The organism is Novosphingobium marinum (genome assembly GCF_013408095.1).
Taxonomy (GTDB): domain Bacteria; phylum Pseudomonadota; class Alphaproteobacteria; order Sphingomonadales; family Sphingomonadaceae; genus Novosphingobium; species Novosphingobium marinum.
In genome coordinates, this window is record NZ_JACBZF010000005.1 from 288,130 (window position 1) to 312,721 (window position 24,592).

A 24,592-nucleotide genomic window follows, 5' to 3' on the forward strand; every position below is an offset into this window, starting at 1 on the left:
CCGCCCTCAGCAGCAGGAGGTCTTGGCGAGCGGGGTTCCGGGCGCGCAGCAGGCGCCCTCGGCGGCATTGTCCGAGGCGAGCCGGTCGAGTTCCGGGTTGTCGCCGTAGGTCGTGCTGTCGCCTTGGGTCAGGAAGGCTTCCCAGACCACCCCGTCGGGATCGGCGATCCAGCTCTTTTCGGACCTGGCGTAGCAGCAGGTCGTCGCGCCCTCCTCGAGCACCGGGCGGTCGGCGGCGCGCAGGCGGCCGTAGACTTCGGCGAGTTCGTCCCGGTCATCTACCTGCATCCCGACATGCTCGATGCCCTTCGCGGCATCCGCGCGCATCGAGATCGCGAAGTTGATGCGCGGGTCCTCGAGCATCCACTTGGCGTAGTCCGGCTTGGTCACGGTCGGCCCGGTGCCGAACAGCGCGGTGTAGAAGGTAACGGAGGCATCGAGGTCGGCAACGCCGACATGGAGGTGGAAGCGTTTCATCAGGCGCTCTTTCTTGCAGCAGGCGGGTTTGCGGGGGAGGGAGTGCATGCGGCCTCGTCCGAGCAGGGCACGCCGCCACAGCAATTCTCGGTCAGGTAGCCCATCAGGCCGTTCATCGCGGCATAGTCCGCCGAATAGATGATCGACCGGCTCTCCCGCCGCTGGGTGACGAGGCCGGCGTTGGCAAGCTGGGCGAGGTGGAAGCTCATCGAGGAGGGCGGCACGTCCAGCCGCTCGGCAAGGACGCCCGCCGCCAGCCCGTCCCGGCCCGCCTGCACGAGCAGCCGGAACGCGGCGAGGCGATGCTCCTGCGCAAGGGCGGACAAGGCACGGATGACGCGGTCGGGCTGCATTGCTCGCTCCAAGGATTCGATAAATATAGAAATATGGAACTATATCGCGGTCGTCAAGTCGCTTCGGGAAAAGAGTGCAGTGAAGCGGTGTCAAAAATTCTTGACATCAGGGGTGGCTCCCGCCACGGATGTAAAAGATGTTTTACACAAGGCATGGAGGCCTGGAGTGTCGTTTCGCGAAAAGTCGGCTTGGGTGATGGCGGCGGTGATGGTGCTGACCGGTCTCTATTACGGGAAGCTGGCGCTGGCCGCGCCCGACGCGCCGGCAGGGGCAACGCTGGTGCCCTACGTCGTCGTGGTGGTCGTGCTCTCGGTCGTCGTCCAGATCGTGCTGGCAGTCGCCAATCCGAAAGAGGCGGACGCTCCCGCTGACGAGCGCGAACGGGCGATCATCGCGAGGGCGGGCAACTGGTCGGGGATCGCGCTCGGGGCCGGGGTGATCTCGGCGGCGATCGGTTTCACCGCTCACGGCAACGGCACGCTTTTCTTCCACCTGGTCATCGGCGCGCTTATCGCCTCGCAAGTGCTGGAATATCTGTTCCAGATCGTCCTCTATCGCCGCGGAGTCTGAGGCGTGGCCAGACGCCCGCCGATAACCAACCGGGTAAGGGAGCTGCGCGAGGCGAACGGACAGCTGAGCCAGGCCGCGCTGGGCGAGGCGGTGGGCGTCACTCGCCAGACGATCATCGCCATCGAGCAGGGCCGCTATTCGCCAAGCCTCGAAACCAGCTTTCGCATTGCCCGTCGTTTCGGCGTCGGCGTCGAAGACGTCTTCGGGTGGGAAGACGAGTGACGAAGGGCAGCGATCTTCCCGTCCATGCCGTGCTGCCCGAACTGCTCGGCGCGCTGGGCGAGGGGACGGGCGCGGTGCTGGTGGCGCCACCGGGGGCGGGCAAGACCACGGCGGTCGCACCGGCGCTGATCGGCGAGGAGTGGTGCACGGGCACGGTCGTGATGCTCAGTCCGCGCCGGGTGGCCGCGCGCGCCGCTGCCGAGCGCATGGCGGAGATGCTGGGCGAGAAGCCGGGCGCGACCGTCGGCTACCTCACCCGGCTCGACAGCCGCCGCTCCGCCGATACGCGCATCCTTGTCATGACCGAGGCGATCTTCGTGGCGACCGTGCTCGACGATCCCGAACTTTCGGGCGTGAGCGCGGTGCTGTTCGACGAAGCGCACGAACGGCATCTCGATTCGGACCTTGGGCTCGCGCTCGCGATCGAGGCTCGCGAGGTGCTGCGTCCCGACCTGCGGCTGCTCGTGATGTCGGCGACGATCGACGGCGCGCGTTTTGCCGGCCTGCTCGGCGACGCGCCGGTGATCGAGAGCGAGGGCAAGGCGCATCCGCTGGCGATCCGCTGGCTGGGTGCCTCGCCCGAACTGCGTGTCGAAGAGGCGATGGCCTCGGCGATCCTGACCGCCTGGCGCGAGGAGGCGGGCGACATCCTGGCTTTCCTTCCGGGCGTGCGCGAGATCGAACGGACGCGCGAGCGGCTGGAAGCACGGCTGCCCGGCGTCCCGGTGTTGCCCCTGCACGGACAGGTCGAACCCGCCGCGCAGCGCGCCGCAATCCGCCGCGATCCCGACGGGCGGCGGCGGATCGTGCTGGCGACCGCGATTGCCGAGACTTCGCTGACGCTCGACGGGGTGTCGGTGGTCGTCGATGCCGGGCTGTCGCGCCGGGCCGAGTTCGACAAGGCGGCAGGCGTCACGCGGCTCGTCACGCACCGGGCGAGCCGGGCGGCGGCGGCACAGCGCGCCGGACGTGCCGCGCGGCAGGGACCGGGTGTCGCCTGTCGGCTGTGGGAGGAGGCGGCGCATGCCGGAAGGCCGGCCTTCGATCCGCCCGAGATCGAGACGTCGGACCTGGCGCCGCTCGTCCTGTCGCTCGCCTCGTGGGGGACGGCGGAGCCCGAGGCGATGGCCTGGCTCGATCCGCCGCCCGGCGCGTCGGTCGAGGCGGCGCGGGGCCGGCTCGTCACTCTGGGCGCGCTCGATGCCGAAGGGCGGATCACGCCGCACGGCAAGGCGGTGGCGGCGCTGCCGATGGACCCGGCGCTGGCGCACATGCTGCTGTACGCCGCCGGGCGCGGCGCGGCGCGCGATGCCGCGCGGCTGGCGCTGCTGCTGCAGGAGCGCGGCCTTGGCGGCAGGGGAGAAGACCTTGCCGCCCGTCTCGACCGCTGGAACGGCGATCACGGGGCGCGCGCCAAAGCCTCGCGTAAGCTCGCCGCGCGCTGGGCGGACCGGGCAGGGCGGCTGGTCGGGGACGAGGGCGGCGAGGCCCCGCCGCTCGGCATCCTGCTTGCCGAGGCCTTTCCCGACAATATCGCAAGGGCGCGCGGCAGCGACGGCGAGTATTGGCTGGCAGCGGGCGGGCGCGGGCTTCGTCTCGACCCTGCATCGCCGCTTGCCCGCGCCGAATGGCTTGCGGTCGGCGACGCGACCGGCGAGGCGAAGGGCGCGCGCATCACCGGCGCGGTTGCGCTGACCCAGGCGGAGGTCGAGCGCTGGCTCGGTCACAGGATCGAGAGCCGGGGCCACTTGCGCTGGATCGCGGGCGAGCGCCGCGTCGAGGCCTTGCGACAGCGTCGGCTCGGCGCGATCGTGCTGGGCGGCGGTCCCGATCCGGATCCCGACGAGGACGCGATCCGCGCATTCCTGATCGAGCGGATTCGCTCCGACGGCCTCGACCTCCTGCCGCTTTCGAAGGCGAGCCATTCGCTGCTGAAGCGCGCGCGGTTTGCAGGGATCGAAGCCCTGTCGGAGGAGGCGCTTCTCGATACGCTCGAACAGTGGGCCGGGCCGTTTCTCAAACGGCGGCTCGACCAGGTGAACGCGGGCGCGCTGCATGACGGCTTGCGCGGTCTTCCGGGCTGGGACGCGGTGAAGGCGCTCGACCGGCTGGCCCCGCCCGAATTCGTCAGCCCGGCGGGCACGCACCACGCGATCGACTACGATGACGAAGGCGGCCCCTCGGTCGAAGTGCGCGTGCAGGCGCTGTTCGGCCTCGATACGCATCCCGTTTTCGGCCAGCCGCCGCAGCCGCTCCTCCTCAAGCTGACATCGCCCGCGGGCCGCCCGATCCAGGCGACGCGCGACCTGCCGGGCTTCTGGCGCGGATCGTGGGCGGACGTCGCGCGCGAGATGAAGGGGCGCTATCCCAGGCACCGCTGGCCCGACGAGCCGTGGGCCGAGGATCCCAGCCTCAAGACCAAGAATGCATTCGCGGCCCAGAAGCGCTCTTGATTTGCGCGGCGATTCGCAGGAAAGCGCTTTGCCATGACCGCACGCATCTACCAGCGCCCGAAAACCGCCATGCAGTCCGGCAAGGCGCTTACCGACACGTGGATCCTCGAATTCGAGCAGTCGGAGGCGAGGAAGCCCGATCCGCTGATGGGCTGGACCGGCTCTGGCGACACGCAGGCGCAGGTCCAGTTGCGCTTTCCCACGAAGGACGAGGCGATCGGCTACGCGCGGAAGTACGGCATCGCCGCGCGCGTTCATACGCCGCCCGCCAGGCGCCTGAAGCTGCAGGCCTACGCCGACAATTTCCGCTGAGCGCGCGCGCTTCGCGCCGACGCTTGAAATCGCGGGCCGATCCCGCCATATGCCGGGCCGGGAGTCGGGTGGACGTTTGCGTTCGCGAACCTGGTCAGGTCCGGAAGGAAGCAGCCATAACGGATTGCGACGGGTCGCCCGGCTCCTTCTCCTTTTCCCCTGACAATCCGCCCGCCAGCTTCTACCTTCGCCGGTGATGTCCGATTCCAACGACATGTTCGGTAACGCCGCCCCCGATGACGAGGGCGACGACGAGGCCGGGGATAGCCAACCCAGCGCCGGGGAGCTTGAAGCTGCCGGCCAGTCCGCGCTGTTCGGCGGGGACGAAGTCGCGTCCGATCCGCCTGCCGTCGATGCCGTGCCCGATCCGGCGCCCGTCCAGCCGCCCGCCACCGATACGCCGTCGACGGGAACGCCGGTGCAGCCCTATCGCGTGCTTGCCCGCAAGTACCGTCCGCAGACCTTCGGGGAACTGATCGGGCAGGAAGCGATGGTGCGGACGCTGGCCAACGCTATCCGGCGCAACCGGCTGGCGCACGCATTCCTGATGACCGGCGTGCGCGGGGTGGGCAAGACCTCCACCGCAAGGCTGATCGCCAAGGCGCTCAACTGCATCGGGCCGGACGGGCAGGGCGGTCCGACGATCGACCCGTGCGGTATGTGCGAACCGTGCGTCGCCATCGCCGAGGGCCGCCACATCGACGTGATCGAGATGGACGCAGCCAGTCACACCGGTGTCGACGACGTGCGCGAGATCATCGAGGCGGTGCGCTATGCCGCCGTCTCGGCGCGCTACAAGATCTACATCATCGACGAGGTCCACATGCTCTCGCGCAATGCGTTCAACGCGTTGCTCAAGACGCTGGAGGAACCGCCCGCGCACGTGAAGTTCCTGTTCGCGACGACCGAGGCGGACAAGCTGCCGGTCACCGTCCTGTCGCGCTGCCAGCGTTTCGACCTGCGCCGCATCCCGGCGCCGATGCTGGCCGGACATTTCGAGGCGATCTGCGACAAGGAGGACGTCGAGGCCGAGGACGAGGCGCTGGCGATGATCGCGGCCGCCGCCGAAGGCTCGGTGCGCGACGGACTGTCGATCCTCGACCAGGCGATCGCGCATGCCGACATGGATGCCCAGGGCAGGGTTACGGCGGCGCAGGTGCGCGACATGCTCGGCCTTGCCGACAACACCGCGCAGCGCGACCTGTTCGACGCGGTCCTGAACGGCGAGGGTGCGCGGCTTCTCGAGCTCGTCGACCGGCAGTTCTCGCTCGGCGTGGAGCCGCTGGCGCTGCTGCGCGGCGCAATGGGACTTACCCACCGCATTACCGTGGCGCAGATCGCGGGCAATGCCGATGATATCCCCTCCGTCGAGGAGCGCACCGCCATCGAGGGCTGGTCGCAGCGGCTGACGGCGGCGCAACTGCATCGGCTCTGGCAGCTGCTGCTCAAGGGCTTCGAGGAAGTGCGCATGGCGCCCGATCCGCTCGTTGCCGCGCGCATGGCGCTGCTGCGCGTGATGCACGCCTCGGACATGCCCGATCCCGGGACGCTCGCGAAAAAGCTGGCGAGCCTGCCGGCCGATGCGCCTGCTCCGGCCACCAACGCAGCGCCCGCACCTGCCGCAAGCGACACGCCGCCGTGGAACGCGCTCGTCGACAGGATCGAGGATGCGTGCGGTATCGGGCTTGCCGAACGGCTGCGCTTCCAGGTCCGCGTCGTCGATTTCGCGCCCGGTCGCTTCGTCTATTCGCAAGCCCCCGGGATCAGCGACGATCCGACGCAGGAGCTGCGCCGCGCGCTCGAGACCGTGCTTGGCGGTGCATGGACGGTCGAGCGGGTCGAGGAGGGCGGCGCGCCGACCCTCGTCGAACAGGACGAGGCGGAAAAGAAGGCGCAGGCCGATGCGATCCGGCAGGCCCCGATCGTCGCCGCCGCCTTCGCCGCCTTTCCCGACGCCGAGATGATCGAGGGTGACAGCCGCGCCGCCGCAGGCGGAGGCAACCGAAACTGGAGACGATGATGAAATCGATGGAAGAGATGATCCAGGCCGCCCAGCAGGCCGCCGAGACGATCCAGAAGCAGATGAACGAAACGCAGGCCAAGCTCGACGCGATCGAGGTCGAAGGCGTCGCCGGCGGCGGGCTGGTGAAAATCCGCTGTTCGGCCAAAGGCCGCGTGGTCGCGGTCAACATCGACGACAGCCTGATGAAGCCCGAGGAAAAACCGATCCTCGAGGACCTGATCGCCGCTGCCTACAACGATGCGCGGACGAAAGCCGACCAGGTCGCCAACGAGGAAATGCAGAAGGCGCAGCAGGGCATGGGCCTGCCGCCGGGCTTCAACCTTCCGGGAATGGGCTGAGAAGCGACCGCCTCTAGCCTGAACGTCGCTTCAGGCCAGCCTTCGCGCCGCCGTCTTCCACAGTTGCGGGCGGCGGCGGCATTGCACCTGCGAACGGGCGATCCCATATCCTGACCGAACACCGGCAGCGCGCTCGCGCGCCCGGCAGAAAGAATGGATGAGCCCGTGAACACATTTCCCCTCCTTCCCCTCCGCGACATCGTCGTCTTTCCCGGCATGGTCGTTCCCCTGTTCGTGGGGCGCGAGAAGTCGGTGGCGGCACTCGAGACGGCGATGGCCGGCCAGAAGGACATATTTCTTCTCGCCCAGCTCGATCCGGGTTGCGACGATCCGGGCCGCGACGACCTCTACGACACCGGCGTGGTGGCAAGCGTCCTGCAGCTCCTGAAGCTGCCCGACGGCACCGTGCGCGTCCTCGTCGAAGGCCAGCAGCGCGCGCGGATCGAGGAACTGCGTACCGAGGATACCGACGACGGCAAGCTGCTGCTCGCCGATATCGAGGAGATCGAGCCGGTCACCGCCTCGGGCACCGAAGTCGCAGCGATGATGCGCAGCGTGGTCGAGCAGTTCAACGAATACGCCAAGCTCAACAAGAAGCTCTCGCAGGAAGCGGGCGACAGCCTTGGCGAGATCGACGATGCCTCGAAGCTGGCCGACGCGGTCGCCGCGCAGCTTGCCGCCAAGGTGTCCGACAAGCAGGCGCTGCTGTCCGAGGCCGATCCGCACAAGCGGCTGGAAATGGCGCTGAGCTTCATGGAGGGCGAGCTCGGCGTGCTGCAGGTCGAGCGCAAGATCCGCGGCCGCGTGAAGCGTCAGATGGAGAAGACGCAGCGCGAATACTACCTCAACGAGCAGCTCAAGGCGATCCAGAACGAGCTGGGCGGCGGCGACGGCGAGGAAGCCAACGAAATCGCCGAACTGCAGGAAAAGATCGAGAAGCTGAAGCTGTCGAAGGAGGCGCGCGCCAAGGCGCAGGCCGAACTCAAGAAGCTGAAGTCGATGCAGCCGATGAGCGCCGAGGCGACCGTCATCCGCAACTACCTCGATGTCCTGCTCGGCCTGCCCTGGGGCAAGAAGTCGCGGCTCAAGAAGGACATCGGCAAGGCGCAGGAAGTGCTCGATGCCGATCACTACGCGCTCGAGAAGGTCAAGGACCGCATCGTCGAATACCTTGCCGTGCAGGCGCGCACCAACAAGCTGAAGGGGCCGATCCTGTGCCTCGTCGGTCCTCCGGGCGTCGGCAAGACCTCGCTCGGCAAGTCGATCGCGCGGGCCACGGGTCGCAACTTCGTGCGCCAGTCACTGGGCGGCGTGCGCGACGAGGCTGAAATCCGCGGCCACCGGCGCACCTACATCGGCTCGCTGCCGGGCAAGATCGTGTCGAACCTGCGCAAGGCCGAGACCGCCAACCCGCTGTTCCTGCTCGACGAGATCGACAAGCTCGGCCAGGATTTCCGGGGCGACCCGGCGTCGGCGCTGCTCGAAGTGCTCGATCCCGAGCAGAACTCGAAGTTCCAGGACCACTACCTCGAACTCGATTTCGACCTGTCCGACGTGATGTTCGTGTGCACCGCGAACAGCCTCAACCTGCCGCAGGCACTGCTCGACCGCATGGAGATCATCCGGCTCGAAGGCTACACCGAGGACGAGAAGGTCGAGATCGCCGAACGCCACCTGATTCCCAAGCAGATCGAGGCGCATGGGCTTAAGGATGGCGAATTCGAGCTGACCAACGAGGGACTGCGCGACCTCATTCGCTACTACACGCGCGAGGCGGGCGTTCGTACACTGGAGCGCGAGATCGCGCGGCTGGCGCGCAAGAGCCTGCGCAAGATTCTCGAAAAGGAAGCGTCGAGCGTCATCGTCACCCCCGAAAATCTCGGAGACTTCGCCGGCGTGCGCAAGTTCCGCCACGGCATGTCGGAGGAAGAGGCGCAGGTCGGCGCGGTCACCGGACTTGCCTGGACCGAGGTTGGCGGCGAACTGCTGACCATCGAGAGCGTCACCACGATGGGCAAGGGCGAGATCAAGACGACCGGCAAGCTGGGCGACGTGATGAACGAGTCGGTCGCGGCCGCGTTCAGCTTCGTCAAGGCGCGCAGCCCGGCCTACGGCATCAAGCCGTCGATCTTCCAGCGCAAGAACATCCACATCCACCTGCCCGAAGGCGCCGTGCCCAAGGACGGGCCGAGCGCGGGCATCGGCATGGTCACCTCCATCGTCTCCACGCTCACCGCGATTCCCGTGCGCGCCGATGTGGCGATGACCGGCGAGGTCACGCTGCGCGGTCGGGTGCTGCCGATCGGCGGCCTCAAGGAGAAACTGCTCGCAGCGCTCCGCGGCGGCATCAAGACGGTGCTGATCCCCGAGGAGAACGAGAAGGACCTGGCCGAGATTCCCGATAACGTGAAGGAGGGGCTGGAGATCATCCCCGTCAGCCACGTCGACGAAGTTCTTGCCCGGGCGCTCACCCGCAAGCTCGAGCCGATCGAATGGACCGAAGCGGACGAAATCGCGAGCCAGGCCGCGGCTCCCCAGATGGGACCGTCGCCGACCTCGACCACCGCGCACTGATCCATGTTGCACTGCGGCGACTCGGCGGCATCGCCGGGTCATCCCGCGTGCGTCCTTCGTGCAGAAGTGCAAAAGCGTGCCTCGGTTTGTCGAAATTGGCCCATAAACGGGGAATTTTCGGGCCTTACCCGCCCATTTCGCTTTGACAGGCGCGCCAAAAGTCGCTCAATTCGCGCGTCATATACCGAGGCGATTCCAGACGTATTCCGGTTTCACAGAAAGCTAAGGGGGGTTCCCATAATGAACAAGAATGACCTGATCAGTTCCGTTGCCGATTCCAGCGGCCTTTCGCGCAGCGACGCCACCAAGGCGGTCGAAGGCGTATTCGACGCCATCACCGGCGCGCTGAAGAGCGGCGACGAAGTTCGCCTCGTCGGTTTCGGCACCTTCTCGGTCGCCAAGCGCAAGGCCTCGACTGGCCGTAACCCGCGCACCGGCGAGCCGATGGAGATCAAGGCCTCGACCCAGCCGAAGTTCAAGGCCGGCAAGGGCCTCAAGGACGCGGTCAACTAAACATCGCCGGTCAGGCCGGGCCGCTACGCCTCGCGGCCCGCCGATCCCGATGAAAAAAGCGCCGTACCGGGAAGCCGGTGCGGCGCTTTTTTCGTGTGCGCGCCTCGCGTCCGGCGCGGTCAGCGGGCCGTGCGCGGCGCCAGCTGGACGAGGGCGGTGGGCGCGGTGGTGCCGGCCGACGAAACCTCCCAGGTCATGACCTGGCCGGAGGGATCGGGCGCAGGCCCTTCCTCGGTATTGTTCGCGCGGATCTCGCCGTCGGTGCGCACGACGAAGGTGCCTTCCATCTCCGGCAGGTTCGTCGTCGTCTTGCCGCCCTGTTCCTCGGCAGCCGCAGCCGCCGCCATCATCAGGCCCTGCATCGGCATGCCCGATCCGCCGGGACCGAAGCCGGGCGCATCGATGCGCACGGTGCCGTCGTCGCGCAGGCTCAGCGTCACGAACGCGTTCGCCATCGGAAAGCGCTCGATCGTCGGGAAGACGAAGTCGTGGTCGAGCGTGCCGTTGATCGCGAAGTCCACATCGAAGCGGCCGTCGCCCCTGTATTCGACCTTGCGCCAGCCCGCCTGCCGCCGCAGCCGCTCGGCGAATTCCTGCGCGGCCTTGGGGTCGGAAGGATCGAGACCGCCGAGGAAGGCCTTGGCCATCTCGGCCTCGCCCTGCGCCTTCGACGCGCGCGAGCGTTCCCAGTCCTCTCGCTGAGCGGCGATCTCTGCCTCGGTGCAGGCGCGCGTCTCGCCGTCGTCGTCGCACTCCTCCGGTTCAAACGCGCCGGCCCCGTCGGGCTTCTTGGCGAGCGGGAGAAGGTACAACTCGCCGGTGTAGCGAAAGGCGAAGCGTCCATCCTGCCGCAGGTCCAGCTCCGAGCCGAACCTGCCCGGCGCAAGCAGGCAGCCGGCCAGCAGCAGCAGGCCCGCAACCGCCGCGATCGCCGGTGCGGCGCGTTTCACGTCGAAATGCTTCATCGTTTCCCCCGTTCGATTGGCATCGGCCCCCTCTAGGGACCCGGTCTCGTCGCCACGGCATAAAGTGAAATTGCTGCGGCGTTGCTAACGTTCAGGCTTTCCATGTCGGCCGCGATCGGCAGGCGGGCATGCGCATCGCAGTGCTGCATGACATTGTGCCGCATGCCTTCGCCCTCCGCGCCGAGCACCAGCGCCACCGGGCCCGCCGGCAGCACGTCGGCGAGGACCGCCTCCGCTTCGCCGTCGAGCCCCAGCCGCCAGTATCCCGCTTCGGCCACTTCCTCGAGCGCGCGCGACAGGTTCACCACGCGCACCCAGGGGACGATCTCGAGAGCGCCCGATGCCGACTTGGCGAGCGCGCCGGATTCGGGCGGCGCATGCCGGTCCTGCGTCAGCAGCGCGCAGGCCCCGAACGCCGCGGCGGAGCGCATGATGGCGCCGACATTGTGCGGGTCGGTCACCTGGTCGAGCACGACCAGCGGGCGCGCCGGATCGCCATCGAGCACGTCGCCCAGGAAAAGGTCGGGCAGGGGGTCGCATTCCAGCACCAGCCCCTGGTGCGGCGCGTCGCGCGCGACCAGCCGGGCAAGGTCGGGCGCCTCGGCGTATTCGACAGGGAAGTCCGGCGGCAGTTCGCCGTCGAGGCCGGCGATCGCCTCGCGCGTGGCCCACAGCTTGCGATGGCTGCGCTCCGGATTCCTGAGCGCGGCCTCGACCGCGTGGTGGCCCCAGAGGCGGACCGCGCCCTTGCTCGCGCGTCCGCTGCCGCGCCCGCCCTGCATGCGTCCCGCGCGCCCGCGCAATGCCCGTTTCGGCTTGCCGCCACCGCCCTTCGACATGAAAATCCCTTCGCCGGTCCAACCTTCGTGCCGCTCCTGCCAGTCACCCCATTGACAGGCAAGGCTCGCTTCGCCATTGAGCGCGCCTCTCGGCAAGCCGCTTCGCCAAGAAGCGGCCTCCGGCGGGGCCTCCCGCCGACCACTAAGACCGGTGTGGACAGGTGGCCGAGTGGTTAAAGGCAGCAGACTGTAAATCTGCCCGCGCAAGCGTACGTTGGTTCGAATCCAGCCCTGTCCACCACCGCCCTTTCTCAGCACATCCCCGAAAAGCCCTAGAAATCGCAGAAAACCAAGGGTATTCTGCCTTCCGATGGCCGCTCCTGTTCGCTGTTATTTGCCTGCAACCGGCAGTGAGTGTGGGGAAGGTGTGGGGAAGAGAGCGGGCTTCCCCACACCGCGGCTCTCTCAATTGGCCTCCAGAAATATGGGGAACGAGAATGGGCAAACTTACAGCAGTGGCGGTCAAGGCCGCCTTGGCGAATCCGGGCACCTATCAGGATGGCGACGGTCTTTTCCTGAAAGTTGGAAAAACTGGTGCGGCTTCCTGGCTCCTGCGACTCCAGCGCGATGGCAAACGTCAGGACATTGGTTTGGGTAGTGCGAAGCTGGTGACGCTGGCCGATGCGCGCGCGAAGGCCGCCGAACTCCGCAAGGCGGTGAAGGTCGAGAAACGCGATGTGTTGACGGAGAGGAAGGATGAGGAAGCTGCCAAGGTTACTTTCCGCGAAGCCGCTACCCAATATCATTCCGAAAACGAGGCAGGCTGGAAGAGTGATGTCTACGGTCGCCAATGGCTCGCCAGTCTGGAGAACTACGCCTTCCCGAAACTGGGCGATATGACGACTGGCGGAATCACCGCTGCGGACATTATCGGGGTGCTCACGCCGATTTGGCAGGAAATTCCGGAAACGGCTCGCCAGGTCCGCAACCGGATTTGCGCCGTGCTCGATTACTCCCATGCAAAGGGATGGCGCTCCACCGAAGCTCCATCGGGCAATAGCAGCCTTAAGGCGGGCCGAGGGCTGCCGCGACAGATCAAGAAACCGGCCAACCGCAAGGCAATGCCGTACGTCGCCGTTCCTCCATTCCTCACCGCGTTGCGGCGCAAGCCATCCTATTCGCGCCTCGCGCTCGACCTTCTCATTTTGACGGGCGTTCGCTCGCAGGAAGTGCGGCTTGCTAAATGGGGTGAATTCGATCTGGACCAGCGCCTTTGGACAATCCCAGCCGAACACATGAAGCGCAGCAGGGCGCACATCGTGCCGCTGTCAGAAGCGGCGATGGCGGTCCTTTCGAGGGCAGAAGCCATGCAGATGGAGGGAGCCGAAGTGGTTTTCCCCGGCATGACCGGCAAGGCCATGTCCAACATGACGCTGCTGAAGGTCATGCGAGACATGCAGGAGCCTTTCCACGTTCATGGTTTCCGCTCCAGCTTTACTGACTGGGCCGCGAATGAAGGCTTCCCCAATGCGGTTGTCGAAGCGGCATTGGCGCACAAGACGCCGGATGCTGTGCAGGCCGCGTATCGGCGAACGACCTATCTCGGCACGTCCGAGAATCCAGGCGCGAGAGTGAAGCTGATGGATGCGTGGGGAGAATACTGTTCTGGTGCCCATGCTTAAGCCGGTATGCCCAAAATTGATCCTCCACCTAGGTGACATTGTAGATATCGCATCTTAAGCCACTTGCAGCTTTGATTTGAATCGGAAGGGTTTAGTTTTGTTCAGAAAATTGTTTGGCGGAGGCGCGCCTCAATCGCCCGCGTACGAAGCCGGTCAGCACCTTTTCGAGCAGGGTATGAGAGCGGCCAGCGAGTATCGTACCGCCGACGCGATAGCGCTCTACACGGGGTCGATTGAAGCAAACCCGAATCCTGCACCGCTCATCAACCGAGCGAAGTTGTATCGCTGGCGACTGATGTTCGAAGACGCGATCACCGATCTAGAAACTGCTGTGAAGCTCGATAAGCAACAAGGCGACGAATTTGCTGCTCCGTTAGCACAGGAACTGCGCGAATGTAGGATTCTTGCTGAAAACCGATTTAATGGAAAGCGACCGCTTTTCATCGCGGATCTCAATGACAAAGGCTTCGATCATGTTGCGGGCCGAATTGCGGACACAATCTTTCAAGGCAACGGCCAACTTCTAGCGTATCACATGGTGAATGAAGTCGATAACGCGAAAAAGTTCGAAAATCTGTCTGATTTCCCTTCAGTGAAAACGCTTCTAAACAATTGGATGAAAGATCAAAATGTCATAGATCAAGCTCTGGCTGACCAACGCATCCACGCCGAATACGAACCAAAGCGCGGCATCTTCGAAGCGATGGTTTGCGTATATGACTACCCCGACATGGCAAAACTGCGTGATACGATCGTGCGAAAGATATGGTGCTTGTTAAACCCGCCAAGCCAAATGCAAGCGATTTGGGAAGCGAGTCTTCGTGATCCAGTTCAGTAAATGATCCCGCGATAACGAATCGAGCGCAAATGGGCTGTAGGGCCAAGAGAGTATAGTATTCGGCGATTGCGATAGCGCCCTACGGTGCCACTTGGATCGCACAACTGACCGAATGCCCCACTTCTCGCGCCCGCTCGTTGCAGTGTTCGAGCACCTCGCGGTTTGCACTGAGGATGCGCTGCGCTGTAGCCAGTTCCTCCCAAGCTTCGGGGTTCTGAGAACGGATCAACCGTATTCCGGCGTCCACGATTGTCGGCTCTCCAACGGCTTTGCGAGCCATTCGTTCGGGCCAGTGCCAGCTTTCGGGCATGGTGCGTGCAATGGTGCCGGGCAGGATCGACCATAGCAGGATACCGACAGCCAGCCCTAAGCCTGCAAAGCGCCAGGTCTGGCGCGTCTGTTCGGCCTCTGCGCGGACGCGCCCGACAATAACCGCGAGCCGACCGGTTACATTGTCCAGGTCTTTGCGGCCCTGCCGGAATAGGTCGCTACTGTCGCGCAGCATGTCGAGAGAGGCGCGCTTGATCTGAACCGCGATATCTTCCGGCGTCAGCTCGATGGCGGGCTTGTTGCCGATTGCGGTCAGCGTCTTGGAGACCTGTGCCAGTTGATCGGCCATCTGGCCGAGCGTGGCCGTGTAGTCCGGAATCACGATGTCGGCTCGTTCCCTGGCCATGTTCTGGACTGTATGGCGTACCATCGCCATCTCGCCTTCAAGACGAGCGAAGGCTTCCGTTGCCGGGTCGGACTCGGTCACCGGCTCCGGTTCTGGTCTCGGCGCGGGCGGTTCCTCGACTTCGAGGTCCAGTTGCACTTCTTCGATGTGGTCTTCTTCCATTTCGTTTCTCCTAAATGCCCATGTCGAAAGCGCGGGTGCGCTCGCGGCTGAGAGTTGCGGTGAGTTCGTTTGCGATGCTGCGTTCGGGCTTCGGATTGATGCCGAGTTCGCGCGTCTTGCCGCGCAGCAGGCCTTCGATCTGGGGATCGCGTTCAAGCGACTTCGCCAGCTCGGCCAGCTTGGCCGATACGCGGGCAGCGCCTGCGCGGTCGCCCTGCTGTTCAAGCTGCTTGCGCGCCGTGCTCAGTCCCTGCCAGTCGCTGACAAAGCGCTCGGATCGCAGCGCCGGATCGGTGCGCACTGCGGCCTCTTGGCTCATGGCGCGCATGACTTCCTGGCTGCGCCCGCCAGCGGCCTTTGCAATCAGCTCAGGATGCCGCTCCAGCGCTTTGGCGAGATCGGCTGCGGCATGGGGCCGGATTGCATCGAGCGTCTTCCCTGCCTTCTCCAGCGCGTCTTTCTGGTGCGGAAGCACGGGCAAGCCATGAGCCTGCATCGTACCGATATCGCCAAGCGCACGGGCGTAGCGTTCGACCGCGCGGTGCTGGTCGTTCTGCGTGTTTGCCTGGGCGGGAATCGGCTCAAGTGATCGGGCCTGCGGGCGGAAGTTTCCGAAGATCGATTTGGCCTTCTCCGGCACCTGCCGCACCATCTCCACGATCCGCTCGCGGAAGCTGATGCCGCGGAGTTCGGCAAAGGCCTGCTCGGGTTTGTAGTCGCCCGCCATGTCCTTCCCACGCTCACGGCTGAGCGTGCGAACCAGTCTGGACTGTTCGGCGAAGTCATCGCGCCCATAATGGAGGGCCAATCCGTCGCGATGACGCGACATGGCGACATAGGCCGAATGACTGTCCATACCCGGCGTGGCGAGCACATGCGCGCGATCCACCGTCATGCCCTGCGCTTTGTGTATCGTAGCCGCGTAGCCATGATCGATGTGGCCATAGTCCTTGGTGTCGAAGGCAACTTCGCGTCCATCTTCGGTGCGCACCGCCATGCGCTGCGGGCTGGCCATTGCGACCGTGCCAAGCGTCCCGTTCTTCACCCCAAGTCCGCGCTCGTTACGCAGGAAGATAATTCGGTCGCCGTTCGCGAACTGCCGCTCGCCGCGTGCCGCCTTGATCGTGGCATCGACACCTAGTGCGCCAGCCTCGCGCATCTTCCCGCGCGCCATCTGGTTCAGCTCGCGCACCTCGTCATTCGTATGGGTTAGGATGATCCGGCTATCGCCGGGGCTGGCCTGCCGTTCCTGATTCCACCGCTCGATCAGTTCTGTCCGCGCGACCTCGCGCGTGTCAGCGGCATGGACCATGCCGCGCTCTTCATAGGAGCGGATCGCTTCGCCGGTCCGGCCCGTGGCGAGGTGCCGGGTCGCATCTTGCTGCCATGCGGAAAGCTGGCGGCGAACCTCGCTGATCTCGACCCCGCCGTGGCGCTCGTGGATCGCCCTGAACGCCGCGCCTGCTTCGATGGCCTGAAGCTGATGCTGGTCGCCAACCAGCACCACCTTCGCACCGGCCTTGGCTGCATGGGACAGCACGCGCTCCATCTGGCGCGTGCCGACCATGCCCGCTTCGTCGATGACGAGCACGTCGCGCGAAGTGAGTTGCTCGCGTCCTTTGCCCCATTGATGCTCAAGGCTGGCGACGGTGCGCGATGCGATGCCGGAGCCGTTCCTCAGACCCTCGGCGGCAATGCCGGAAAGGGTTGCGCCGCGCACAGTGTAGCCTGCGTTTTCCCATGCCTCGCGCGCCACGCCCAGCATGGCGCTTTTGCCGGTTCCGGCGTAGCCAACGACAACCGCAAGACCACCATTCTTGGTGACGTGCTCGAAGGCAGATTTCTGCTCACCGGACAGGACCAGTCCGCGCTTCGCAGCACTGGCGAATGCGGCGTTTCGCTGGACATCGCTGAGGCTGTGCTTGGCGTGCCCGGCCATTGTGTCGGCGGCGCGGTGCAGGCGCTGTTCGGTCTCGATCATGGCGCGCGAAGTGAACCGATCCTGCTCGCGTCCATCTTTGCCAAGCGAAATCAGTTCGGGCGATGCGCGCACGGCACTGAAGACCGCATCGAACTGCTCCTTGCCGTCGCTGTGCCGGTGAACAAATGCGGCAAGATCGCGCTGCGTGAACGTCGCCTGCTGGTGCGTTATCGCATCCAATGCGAGCGCAGGGTTGGCGATGATCCGCTTGCCATTACGTTGAGAGATGGCGCGGTGCTCTTCGATCCGTTCGGCTTCCAGACCGCGCTCGCCAATGCGTGAGGCGGCAGGGCCGATCTTGTCCTGTGGTTCCAGCGCAATGCCCTGCGCCTCCAGGCTGCGGTGATCGATCCGCGCGTCGATGTCGCGTTCTGCCAGGGCGCGGTTCACATGATCGGCCCAGCGCTCGCGCCATTGTTCGATCAGCGCGGTCTTGTTCCAGCCGCGAACCTTTGCGCCAAAGCCATCCTTCGTCACTTCGCGCATCGTGAGCATGACATGCGCATGGGGCTTGGCCTTGCCGTCCTCACCAATATCCCAATGGACGTTGAGATCGGCGATCATGCCTTTCTCGACGAACTCGGCTTTCACGAACTCGCGCGCCAGTTTGATGTTGTCCTTCTTGGAAAGCTCGCGTGGCAAAGCGAACTCGACCTCGCGGGCGAGCTGGGCATCCTTGCGTTTCTCGGCGGTCTCGACCGCATTCCACAAGGTGGCGCGGTCGGCGAAGGCTTCGGGCGCGCCTTTGGGCAGCATCACTTCGGAATGAAGGACGCCTGCCTTGTTGGTGAAGTCGTGGTCACGGTCGATGCGCTCATCGTGCAATCTCTCGCCCGCACGATAGGCCGCCGCCGCAACAGCACTGCGTCCGCTCGACCTTCCGATGACCTTTGCGCTGAAGTGAAAGATTGCCATGTCGGCAATCCAGTTACACTCCAAACGCCACGTCGGCACGACGTATAAGCGCGCCCTCTCATGATAAAATCCTGATCGGGACTAGGCGGTATCACACTGTCCCGGCGACCTTACTGCATTGGATTACAAGCACGATTATCATGGCTCCATCACACCAACGATGGAGACAACACATGCGCAAACCCCGCGATTTTGATTCGGAGCTGAAGGCGCTCGCCGAGAAGGCAAAGCAGTTGAAGGAACGCCGCGTGCGCGAGCTTGGCGCGCTGGTCACGGCAACCGGAGCCGACGCGCTCGATGCCGAAGTGCTGGCTGGCGCACTGCTCGACGCTGCCGCCAACACCGACAAGGCGACCGCGGAGGGCTGGCGCAGGCGTGGCGCGGCCTTCTTTCAGGGCAAGCAGCGCAACACTGCGAGCGGACCTCGCCAGCAGCCGGAAGGCATTCTCCCGCTCGACGGCGGCGCGGCATCGGCTTGAGGCAGCAAAGGCGCGAACCGACATGCGCGAATGGCAGGTCAAACGACGCGAACGGACCCGGCGGCTTATCGAGCTGGGCGGCCTCGTCGCCAAGGCCGATCTGGTCGAACTAACCGATGATGATCGCGCTGCACTTTACGGAGCATTCCTCACCGTTGCCGCCAAGTTGCGTGGGCCTGATGGTGCGCAGGCGCTGGTGCTGTTCCGGCGCAAGGGGAAGAGGGCTTTCGAGGCTGAGCAATCGAATGATGGATAGCGGCGCAGTCCGAACGGCAATTGGTGCGCTAATCCCGTCCTAAAATTGAGCTGGTCAACTCAGCCAATCCGCTAGCGTCTAGGTGAGCGGACAACGCATCTTTCTGCAGCAATTCCTCTGTCAAATGTGGATGGAATTTCTCGAACAAAAGGTTCGGTGAATGAGCAAATAGGTCCACCTCTTTGCCATCTGCCAGAGCTGAAAGTGCGTCGATCAACTCCGGACTGTTGTCCTTACCGAACACTTCCAGAAACCCGTCGTGTGTCTGCACGGTGAAGCCGTTGGCGCGAAGGGCGAGTGCCAAGGTCGTTGTCCGAACGGAACCTGTTTTGGTCGCTATGACAGCAGCATTGTCGCTGAGCTGCGCAATCCTTCCGGGGTCAAATTGCAGTTGGCCGTAGTTGCTGCGTGCCTCGTCGAGTAGCTCTAGCGCAGTCGGATCAAGATAGATCGGGCGCTTTTGTCCTTTTAGAACATCGAACATTCGCTCGATCACGCGGTCGTGGATGTTGCCAGGATCGCCCCCAAAAATGGGCGGCACTCCGGCTTTCGCTGGTGCAACCATAATGACACGATCCCGGTCGAGAACTTCTTGCACCAGCCAGCGCCTGCGCGAAAAAATGAGAAGCATTCCCGGCGCGATCATGTTGTCGATGGGAAGTGTCCCAAGCTCCTTACCGCCGGAAATCAGCCGGTATTCTTCGGGTGTCTGGAACACGGCATAGAAGCTGTAATGCTCGACCAAGTTCTCGCCCATTTCACCGAGCAGTAGCAGTCCATCACTGGCTTGCTCGATGAGCGCAGTTTCGGGATGTCCGAGCGTCCGCAAAACATCCAGGAACAGCTGTGTATCGACCTGACGGAATGGCCCGATCTGGCAGAGAATCCCGTAGAGTTGCTGCGCACGTATTCCGCCTCGCTCGGCGATCACTGAGAGGATTTGGTGAACGAGGGTCGAAAGGTGAAGGGCCTCGCGTTGCGGCGGTTCACACCAGCCCTCCAAAAGCAATTCGATCATCGCTATGGCCCGCACCATCCCAAGGCGAAGACGGTCCGAGAAATTGCTCGTCGGCGTAAGCTTCGCCTCGACTGCGTATTGTCGAAGGATGGCTGGCTTGCCCGGTCGCCGCCCTGATCGGCCAAGCCTTTGCCTGAGCGATGCGACGCTGAACGGTGCGCCAATCTGGCCGACACAGGTCACATCGCCAATGTCGATTCCCAGTTCCAGCGTGGAAGTGCAGATGGCAGTCGTCGGCGCAGTACCATCTTTCAGGCGACGTTCGACGAAGTCTCGATGCTCGCGCGACAGGCTGGCGTGGTGAGGGTAAAACTCCTGCGGCAGGTGTTCCTTTTCGCAAAGTGCGCGCAACCGATCTGAGTAGATTTCAACTGCCTGACGCGCACCGCCAAAGACAAGATTGTCGCTGCCTCTCAGGTGTTCGAATAGGTGCTGCGCGATGGCATCCGTCGCTGAAGGGCCTTCATCATCCTTGTCGCCTGCAACGTAGCCACGAAGCTGAAGCTGCAATTCGGCTGATCCGCTCTCGGCAATGACCTGTTCGACTTCACTTGGGCTGTCAGGGCGAAGATAAGCCTTCGCCAGCTCCATATCTCCGAGTGTGGCCGACAAACCAACCCGGCGGATAGGTCTCTTGAGAGCAATTTCGAGGCGCGTGAGAAGCGAACGCATCTGGATGCCACGCTCACTGTCGAGGACCGAATGCAATTCATCGAGAATGACTGCGCGCGTCGCACCAAACAGCCTCGGAATCTCCAATCCGCGTCGAATGAAGAGAGCCTCAAGTGACTCCGGGGTGATAAGCAGCACGCCCCTCGGTCGCTTGGTAGCCTTTGCCTTTACCGATGACGAAACATCGCCATGCCACGGCGTAATAGGCAAGTCTGTATCGCGACATATGTCTTCAAGTCGCCGCGCCTGATCGGTGATGAGCGCCTTCAGCGGCGCGACATACAGGACATCAAATCCGGAGTCCTCACTGGGTTCGTCGAGCAATTGGGACAGTAGCGGGAGAAATGCGGCTTCGGTCTTACCTCCTGCGGTGCTGGCAGCGACAATCAGGTCACGATTGCCGTCCATAAGCACGTTAGTTGCGCGCGCCTGAATATCGCGCAATTCCTTCCAGCCTTGCTGACGTATCCATTTCTGGATTGGTCGAGCCAGCTTGTCGAACGCAGTGCTCACAGTCGGAAGCTGGCTAGCTCGTCGCTCTCGGGAACAGCGCCAACGCTCTCATCCACGTCGCTCATGTCGTCACCAGAATCCTCCGCCACGTCGAGTTCTTCGATGAGGTCCGACCATTCGACGCCGGGGTTTTGTTCGAGCACCGCCAAAAGATTCACGAATGCCGTGACCGTGTTCCGGGGGGTTCTGAAATAGGCCTCCCCGATCCTGTCCGAACAGTGTGCCATAAACGCTTCCAAGGCGTTGTCTGGCAGGATTGCTTCATCGCCCTGCATAACGGTGCGAATGTTGGCCAGAAGCACGAACAAATCTTCGGGCGTAAGACTGGCTAGTCGAATGACCGGCCCGGAGAGATCGACCAGTCCGTCACGCGCAAAGGTGTTTTCTGCGAGGCGAGACTGGAGTGCCTCATAGCTGTAGAGGCCGCGCCGCGTATTCATGAGGAATTCCGGCGTTCCTCCCATGAGGAAGCCAAGGTTCTCTGCGCTGCCTTGGAGCACATCGTTCAGAATGCGCAGGATTTGCTCGTAGTTGGCATTGCGGGCTTGCGATGAAGTCAGCTTGTAAAGGTTGACCATCTCGTCAAGGCCGACGAGCAGGCCCTTGTAGCCCGCTTCACAGACAAATGCCGACATCAGTTTGAGGTGGTCGTAGACGCTGGCGTCATTGACGATGGTGCGAACACCTAGTGCCTTGCGAGCATCGGTCTTGGTCGCAAATTCGCCGCGCAGCCATCGAATTGCTGCCGATTTCAGTTCTTCATCGCCGGTTTCATGTCCCTCCCAATACCGGCGGATCACCTGCGCGAAGTCGAAGCCTCCTGTCAGCTCCTCGAAGTGGGCAAGGCGCTGGCGAATGATGTCATCTGTCGATTGTTCTTGCGCCTCGGCATCGTGCTGGGCCTGGCTGACAAAGCGTTCGACAACATTCGACAACGCACCACCATCTGGCTTGGTCCGGGTGGCAAGATTTCGCGCCATCTCCGCGTAGAGGCCCCGTGCTTGCCCGCCGGTCGCGTGGATGCGTCGATCCGGGGCAAGGTCGGCAAACATGACGACCAGTCCCTTTTCGAGCGCCACAAGCCGGATCAGGTTCATGAAGAAGGTCTTGCCGGAGCCATACTCGCCGATGATGAAACGAATGGCTGAACCGCCATCGGCGATCCGGTCCATGTCCTTGACGAGTTCTTCGATCTCGCGCGCTCGTCCGACCTGGATGTGCCGAAGTCCCAATTTGGGAACAACACCCGCGCGTAGCGCCTGAACAATAGCGTCGCGTTCGCGCGGCTTCAGTCTCGACATAATTTAATCCCCCTTCGCCATCTCGGCTCTCAACGTATCGGCTATGTCCGGCGATACGTCATATCCGTCATATTCATCGAGCAATGCTTCATCGAATTTATCGAAAGCCCACTCATTGACTACCTCAAGCGCGCCAGAGGGCATGAGCCCTTGCTTACCGGCGATCTCGTCAAACTCTTCGTCAGTCCAGTGTTCGCGCTGGATTATCTGCTCCACAAGCAACGCGTGCTTGGGATCGAGGCCAGCCATTGATGATGAAAGGGCATGTGCTGCGGTGGCTTGGTCGTCCACGTCGTCCTCGGTCGAAAAAATCTCGCCGAGTACGCTTGAAACGCGCTCGGTGTCATTTCGAATGGCGGCAATACGCGCTGCATCGAGCGAACCGGCTTTGGCTTTCCGCTCGTCCGGTATTTGTTCGCCTGGTGCTTCAGCTTCGGCGGCTTTGACGCGAACCGGGCCGTCTGGCACGTCGCCGGCATGGAGGTCGGCGTAAACGAGGCCAGCATCGATCCCCAGAGCCTTGTAGATCTTCTCGATGCAAGCCACTTCTTCAGACTGAATCACGCTGTCGGCGTGGGCTATCGCGACAACTGCCGCGCGCAGGGCTAGATGATGCTCAGTGTCCGCATCTTTCAGCTTGCTGCGCAGCCATGACATGTCTGGCGGAACATCGAGATACCATTCGAGGTTGGCGTGGAGACGCTTTCTTTCAAGCTCAGTCAGGCCGCTAACAGCGTCGATCTTTTCACGGAGTGCTCTGCGTTCGGCTTCCACAATTTTGCTGTCGGCATGTGCTACGAAGGTCGCCAGCGCTAGTTCAAACAATTCGGTTCGATAGGCCGGGGAGACGTCTTCAAGCTGTTCGACCGGCTCGCCGAGTTCGAAGATCACAACGGGTTCGTCGATCTTCGGTCCGCGCAGCGAGAATCTTGGGTCTGGAGCCATACCGAACCCGATACGGGCGAGTGCATCCGCTGCGCCAGTCAGGTTCCGCTTGCCGAGCTTCTCCGGCGTTTCTCCTTCCAGGCGCGAGATCACATCAAGTGCTGGGACCAGCCCTCCCGTCGCTACTTGCTCGCGCGCCCAATCCTTGAGTTCTTCCAACTCGTCCGACGGGAACAGACGCCACAGCTCAGCAGGTAGGAGCGCCTGTGCTTCAATGCTCCCGCGGCCATCTGGATTTCGTCCAAGATACCGGCTGAACTTATCGAGTTCATCCATTGCCTCATCTGCGATTTTTTGCGCTGTCTGTACCGGCGACCGCAAATCAGTCACGTCGGGGATCGCCACATCTCCGCCATCTCCCGCCGTGAGATTGACCGAGCAATTGAACTCGCTGGATGCAGCACGATAGTCCATTTTCAGAAGCTTGCGAGGCGTTCGAACTTTCAAGCCATCAGGATAAAGCGCGTCGAACTTCAATTTGAAAAGTGCCTTGAATTCGTTGCCGCAACGCTCGGCTGGAGTGCGAAAGCGTCGCTCTGGGTGGCAATGCAGCCAGAGATGCAGCCATTCGGCATCAAAGGCTTTGCCTTCGGCGATCATGCCGCCGAGCGCGAACTTCAGCGAAAATGGCAAATCCCAGCTACGGTTCTCAAGGATCGTCTGCTTAAGTGTCGTATCGTCCAAGGAGATGCCGCCCATCGCCATGATACGCGCGATGTCGAGAAACTCACCGAGATACCTTTGTGCGGAGTAATTGTGGGCGAAAAGAGCCTTCAGACGCTCCACCTCTGCAACGATTTCCTGCTTCTCATCGTCGGGTGGTTGGTCGATCAGAAACCTGCGCTCCAGACCATAGAAGAACAGGAACATGTAGCCTGGGTTGATCGTCCCATCTTGGCGACCACCAGCCAGCCAGTCGAGATAGGTGGCCCTGCACACGGCAGGAATGCTCGAGTATCCCGGCCAATATGACATGTTATCGCCATTCTTGTCAGACCCGGACCGCGCGACGGATAACGATGGGTCGATGTAGGCCCGACAGCTCTCGCCATAGTAAGATGAGCCAATACGTGGTGGTTTGCCGACGTAGACCATCCCATCGATCGTGCGACCAGCGATAGTGACCGATTGTCCCTTTGGCACCCAGCCTTGCGTCGTAGTTGGTGGGCTTCGGTGCGAACCAGTTGATTGTGATTGTTGATCCAAGGGATAGCTGTACCGGCCCTGCCGCTTAAATTTTTCAGCTGATCGGCGCTCTGCCGCTGCCTCAAGATCGGCTCTCGCTTGGCGCCCTGCTCGAATGAGTTCGGCGTTATTTTGCTTTGGCTGGTAGGGTTTCGATTGTCTGAGTTGCTCGCCTTCACTCGCCAGAGCTGTATTCCTTGGGGCTTCCGCGCCGTTCTTCTCGGCGAGGCGCGCCTCTCGGCGCTTCTCGTGCCACCACACAAGCAGCCCAGGTGTGATAAACGCGAATAGCATCGTAAGCGTGGCGTGAAGACCGCAGGTCAGGCTGCTTGGGCGATTGGAGCCGTTTCTGAAGACTTCCAGTTCCATGGCATGAGCTCGTCCCAGCG

At 63.3% G+C, this 24,592-nt stretch carries 21 protein-coding genes, 1 tRNA gene and 1 other RNA gene; 14 read left to right on the forward strand and 9 right to left on the reverse strand.

Going from position 1 to position 24,592, the window contains the following annotated elements:
• Window positions 1–6 precede the first annotated feature (6 nt).
• Window positions 7–477, reverse strand: a complete 471-nt coding sequence (locus tag FHS75_RS14515) for an ArsI/CadI family heavy metal resistance metalloenzyme (protein WP_179408402.1) — start codon at window positions 475–477, stop codon at window positions 7–9.
• Entirely contained in the window at window positions 477–830 is a 354-nt protein-coding gene (locus FHS75_RS14520; RefSeq protein ID WP_179408403.1) for an ArsR/SmtB family transcription factor, read from the reverse strand. The genes FHS75_RS14515 and FHS75_RS14520 overlap by 1 nt, the downstream gene beginning before the upstream one ends.
• Window positions 831–996: 166 nt before the next feature.
• On the opposite strand from FHS75_RS14520, the gene FHS75_RS14525 reads away from it, so the two are divergent.
• The 9 genes from FHS75_RS14525 to FHS75_RS14565 all read left to right on the forward strand — a co-directional run bounded on the left by FHS75_RS14525 (window position 997) and on the right by FHS75_RS14565 (window position 9,836).
• Window positions 997–1,401, forward strand: a complete 405-nt coding sequence (locus tag FHS75_RS14525) for a hypothetical protein (protein WP_229735626.1) — start codon at window positions 997–999, stop codon at window positions 1,399–1,401.
• A 3-nt stretch (window positions 1,402–1,404) separates the two neighbouring features.
• Window positions 1,405–1,623 (forward strand): helix-turn-helix transcriptional regulator, encoded by a 219-nt coding sequence (locus FHS75_RS14530; protein ID WP_179408404.1) that lies wholly within the window; start codon window positions 1,405–1,407, stop codon window positions 1,621–1,623.
• Window positions 1,620–4,076, forward strand: coding sequence for an ATP-dependent helicase HrpB (hrpB, locus tag FHS75_RS14535; protein ID WP_179408405.1), 2,457 nt, complete (start codon window positions 1,620–1,622; stop codon window positions 4,074–4,076). Before FHS75_RS14530 ends, hrpB begins: the two co-directional genes overlap by 4 nt.
• 33 nt (window positions 4,077–4,109) lie before the next feature.
• Window positions 4,110–4,388, forward strand: coding sequence for an ETC complex I subunit (locus FHS75_RS14540; protein ID WP_179408406.1), 279 nt, complete (start codon window positions 4,110–4,112; stop codon window positions 4,386–4,388).
• 57 nt (window positions 4,389–4,445) lie between these two features.
• Window positions 4,446–4,540: signal recognition particle sRNA small type (gene ffs / locus FHS75_RS14545), an RNA gene on the forward strand.
• Between the two features lie 44 nt (window positions 4,541–4,584).
• Complete coding sequence (locus FHS75_RS14550; RefSeq protein ID WP_179408407.1) at window positions 4,585–6,408, forward strand: DNA polymerase III subunit gamma/tau; 1,824 nt, start codon at window positions 4,585–4,587, stop codon at window positions 6,406–6,408.
• On the forward strand, window positions 6,408–6,749 hold the full coding sequence (locus FHS75_RS14555; RefSeq protein WP_179408446.1) for a YbaB/EbfC family nucleoid-associated protein: 342 nt from the start codon (window positions 6,408–6,410) through the stop codon (window positions 6,747–6,749). Before FHS75_RS14550 ends, FHS75_RS14555 begins: the two co-directional genes overlap by 1 nt.
• A gap of 153 nt (window positions 6,750–6,902) precedes the next feature.
• Complete coding sequence (gene lon / locus FHS75_RS14560) at window positions 6,903–9,323, forward strand: endopeptidase La (protein WP_179408408.1); 2,421 nt, start codon at window positions 6,903–6,905, stop codon at window positions 9,321–9,323.
• A 240-nt stretch (window positions 9,324–9,563) separates the two neighbouring features.
• The gene (locus FHS75_RS14565) at window positions 9,564–9,836 is read left to right on the forward strand and encodes an HU family DNA-binding protein (RefSeq protein ID WP_179408409.1); all 273 of its coding nucleotides are present in this window, start codon (window positions 9,564–9,566) and stop codon (window positions 9,834–9,836) included.
• A gap of 119 nt (window positions 9,837–9,955) precedes the next feature.
• On the opposite strand, the gene FHS75_RS14570 is transcribed toward FHS75_RS14565, so the two are convergent.
• Both FHS75_RS14570 and FHS75_RS14575 read right to left on the reverse strand, forming a co-directional pair.
• Window positions 9,956–10,801 carry a hypothetical protein gene (locus FHS75_RS14570; protein ID WP_179408410.1) on the reverse strand — a complete coding sequence of 282 codons (846 nt, stop codon included), beginning with the start codon at window positions 10,799–10,801 and terminating at the stop codon, window positions 9,956–9,958.
• A gap of 32 nt (window positions 10,802–10,833) precedes the next feature.
• Window positions 10,834–11,640: a TrmH family RNA methyltransferase gene (locus FHS75_RS14575; protein WP_179408447.1), complete on the reverse strand. Its 807-nt coding sequence runs from the start codon at window positions 11,638–11,640 to the stop codon at window positions 10,834–10,836.
• Window positions 11,641–11,795: 155 nt separating this feature from the next.
• Between FHS75_RS14575 and FHS75_RS14580 the strand changes: the two genes are divergently transcribed.
• The 3 genes from FHS75_RS14580 (at window position 11,796) to FHS75_RS14590 (ending at window position 14,100) form a co-directional block, all read left to right on the forward strand.
• A tRNA-Tyr gene (locus FHS75_RS14580) sits at window positions 11,796–11,881 on the forward strand.
• A 196-nt stretch (window positions 11,882–12,077) separates the two neighbouring features.
• Window positions 12,078–13,262: a tyrosine-type recombinase/integrase gene (locus FHS75_RS14585; RefSeq protein WP_179408411.1), complete on the forward strand. Its 1,185-nt coding sequence runs from the start codon at window positions 12,078–12,080 to the stop codon at window positions 13,260–13,262.
• Window positions 13,263–13,359: 97 nt separating this feature from the next.
• The gene (locus FHS75_RS14590) at window positions 13,360–14,100 is read left to right on the forward strand and encodes a hypothetical protein (protein WP_179408412.1); all 741 of its coding nucleotides are present in this window, start codon (window positions 13,360–13,362) and stop codon (window positions 14,098–14,100) included.
• A 79-nt stretch (window positions 14,101–14,179) separates the two neighbouring features.
• Here FHS75_RS14590 and FHS75_RS14595 read toward each other — a convergent pair whose 3' ends face one another.
• The gene (locus tag FHS75_RS14595; protein WP_179408413.1) at window positions 14,180–14,938 is read right to left on the reverse strand and encodes a DUF6118 family protein; all 759 of its coding nucleotides are present in this window, start codon (window positions 14,936–14,938) and stop codon (window positions 14,180–14,182) included.
• 10 nt (window positions 14,939–14,948) lie between these two features.
• Window positions 14,949–17,834, reverse strand: coding sequence for a Ti-type conjugative transfer relaxase TraA (traA, locus tag FHS75_RS14600; protein ID WP_179408414.1), 2,886 nt, complete (start codon window positions 17,832–17,834; stop codon window positions 14,949–14,951).
• A 173-nt stretch (window positions 17,835–18,007) separates the two neighbouring features.
• Here traA and FHS75_RS14605 point away from each other — a divergent pair, with 173 nt between their 5' ends.
• On the forward strand, window positions 18,008–18,313 hold the full coding sequence (locus FHS75_RS14605; protein ID WP_179408415.1) for a conjugal transfer protein TraD: 306 nt from the start codon (window positions 18,008–18,010) through the stop codon (window positions 18,311–18,313).
• Between the two features lie 22 nt (window positions 18,314–18,335).
• The gene (locus FHS75_RS14610) at window positions 18,336–18,569 is read left to right on the forward strand and encodes a conjugal transfer protein TraD (protein WP_179408416.1); all 234 of its coding nucleotides are present in this window, start codon (window positions 18,336–18,338) and stop codon (window positions 18,567–18,569) included.
• A 28-nt stretch (window positions 18,570–18,597) separates the two neighbouring features.
• On the opposite strand, the gene FHS75_RS14615 is transcribed toward FHS75_RS14610, so the two are convergent.
• The 3 genes from FHS75_RS14615 to FHS75_RS14625 are packed head-to-tail and all read right to left on the reverse strand — an operon-like array spanning window position 18,598 to window position 24,572.
• Window positions 18,598–20,772 (reverse strand): DEAD/DEAH box helicase, encoded by a 2,175-nt coding sequence (locus FHS75_RS14615; protein ID WP_179408417.1) that lies wholly within the window; start codon window positions 20,770–20,772, stop codon window positions 18,598–18,600.
• On the reverse strand, window positions 20,769–22,073 hold the full coding sequence (locus tag FHS75_RS14620; protein ID WP_179408418.1) for an ATP-binding protein: 1,305 nt from the start codon (window positions 22,071–22,073) through the stop codon (window positions 20,769–20,771). The genes FHS75_RS14615 and FHS75_RS14620 overlap by 4 nt, the downstream gene beginning before the upstream one ends.
• Before the next feature lie 3 nt (window positions 22,074–22,076).
• Window positions 22,077–24,572 (reverse strand): tellurite resistance TerB family protein, encoded by a 2,496-nt coding sequence (locus FHS75_RS14625; protein ID WP_229735628.1) that lies wholly within the window; start codon window positions 24,570–24,572, stop codon window positions 22,077–22,079.
• Between the last annotated feature and the right edge of the window lie 20 nt (window positions 24,573–24,592).

Bases quoted from the DNA above. Each gene is read 5' to 3' on its own strand.
- FHS75_RS14620 (WP_179408418.1), bottom strand. From the start codon at position 22,073: ATGTCGAGACTGAAGCCGCGCGAACGCGACGCTATTGTTCAGGCGCTA.
- FHS75_RS14610 (WP_179408416.1), top strand. From the start codon at position 18,336: ATGCGCGAATGGCAGGTCAAACGACGCGAACGGACCCGGCGGCTTATC.
- FHS75_RS14625 (WP_229735628.1), bottom strand. From the start codon at position 24,572: ATGGAACTGGAAGTCTTCAGAAACGGCTCCAATCGCCCAAGCAGCCTG.
- FHS75_RS14515 (WP_179408402.1), bottom strand. From the start codon at position 477: ATGAAACGCTTCCACCTCCATGTCGGCGTTGCCGACCTCGATGCCTCC.
- FHS75_RS14550 (WP_179408407.1), top strand. From the start codon at position 4,585: ATGTCCGATTCCAACGACATGTTCGGTAACGCCGCCCCCGATGACGAG.
- FHS75_RS14520 (WP_179408403.1), bottom strand. From the start codon at position 830: ATGCAGCCCGACCGCGTCATCCGTGCCTTGTCCGCCCTTGCGCAGGAG.
- FHS75_RS14565 (WP_179408409.1), top strand. From the start codon at position 9,564: ATGAACAAGAATGACCTGATCAGTTCCGTTGCCGATTCCAGCGGCCTT.
- FHS75_RS14575 (WP_179408447.1), bottom strand. From the start codon at position 11,640: ATGTCGAAGGGCGGTGGCGGCAAGCCGAAACGGGCATTGCGCGGGCGC.
- lon (WP_179408408.1), top strand. From the start codon at position 6,903: ATGGATGAGCCCGTGAACACATTTCCCCTCCTTCCCCTCCGCGACATC.
- traA (WP_179408414.1), bottom strand. From the start codon at position 17,834: ATGGCAATCTTTCACTTCAGCGCAAAGGTCATCGGAAGGTCGAGCGGA.
- FHS75_RS14555 (WP_179408446.1), top strand. From the start codon at position 6,408: ATGAAATCGATGGAAGAGATGATCCAGGCCGCCCAGCAGGCCGCCGAG.
- FHS75_RS14605 (WP_179408415.1), top strand. From the start codon at position 18,008: ATGCGCAAACCCCGCGATTTTGATTCGGAGCTGAAGGCGCTCGCCGAG.
- FHS75_RS14595 (WP_179408413.1), bottom strand. From the start codon at position 14,938: ATGGAAGAAGACCACATCGAAGAAGTGCAACTGGACCTCGAAGTCGAG.
- FHS75_RS14540 (WP_179408406.1), top strand. From the start codon at position 4,110: ATGACCGCACGCATCTACCAGCGCCCGAAAACCGCCATGCAGTCCGGC.
- FHS75_RS14585 (WP_179408411.1), top strand. From the start codon at position 12,078: ATGGGCAAACTTACAGCAGTGGCGGTCAAGGCCGCCTTGGCGAATCCG.
- FHS75_RS14570 (WP_179408410.1), bottom strand. From the start codon at position 10,801: ATGAAGCATTTCGACGTGAAACGCGCCGCACCGGCGATCGCGGCGGTT.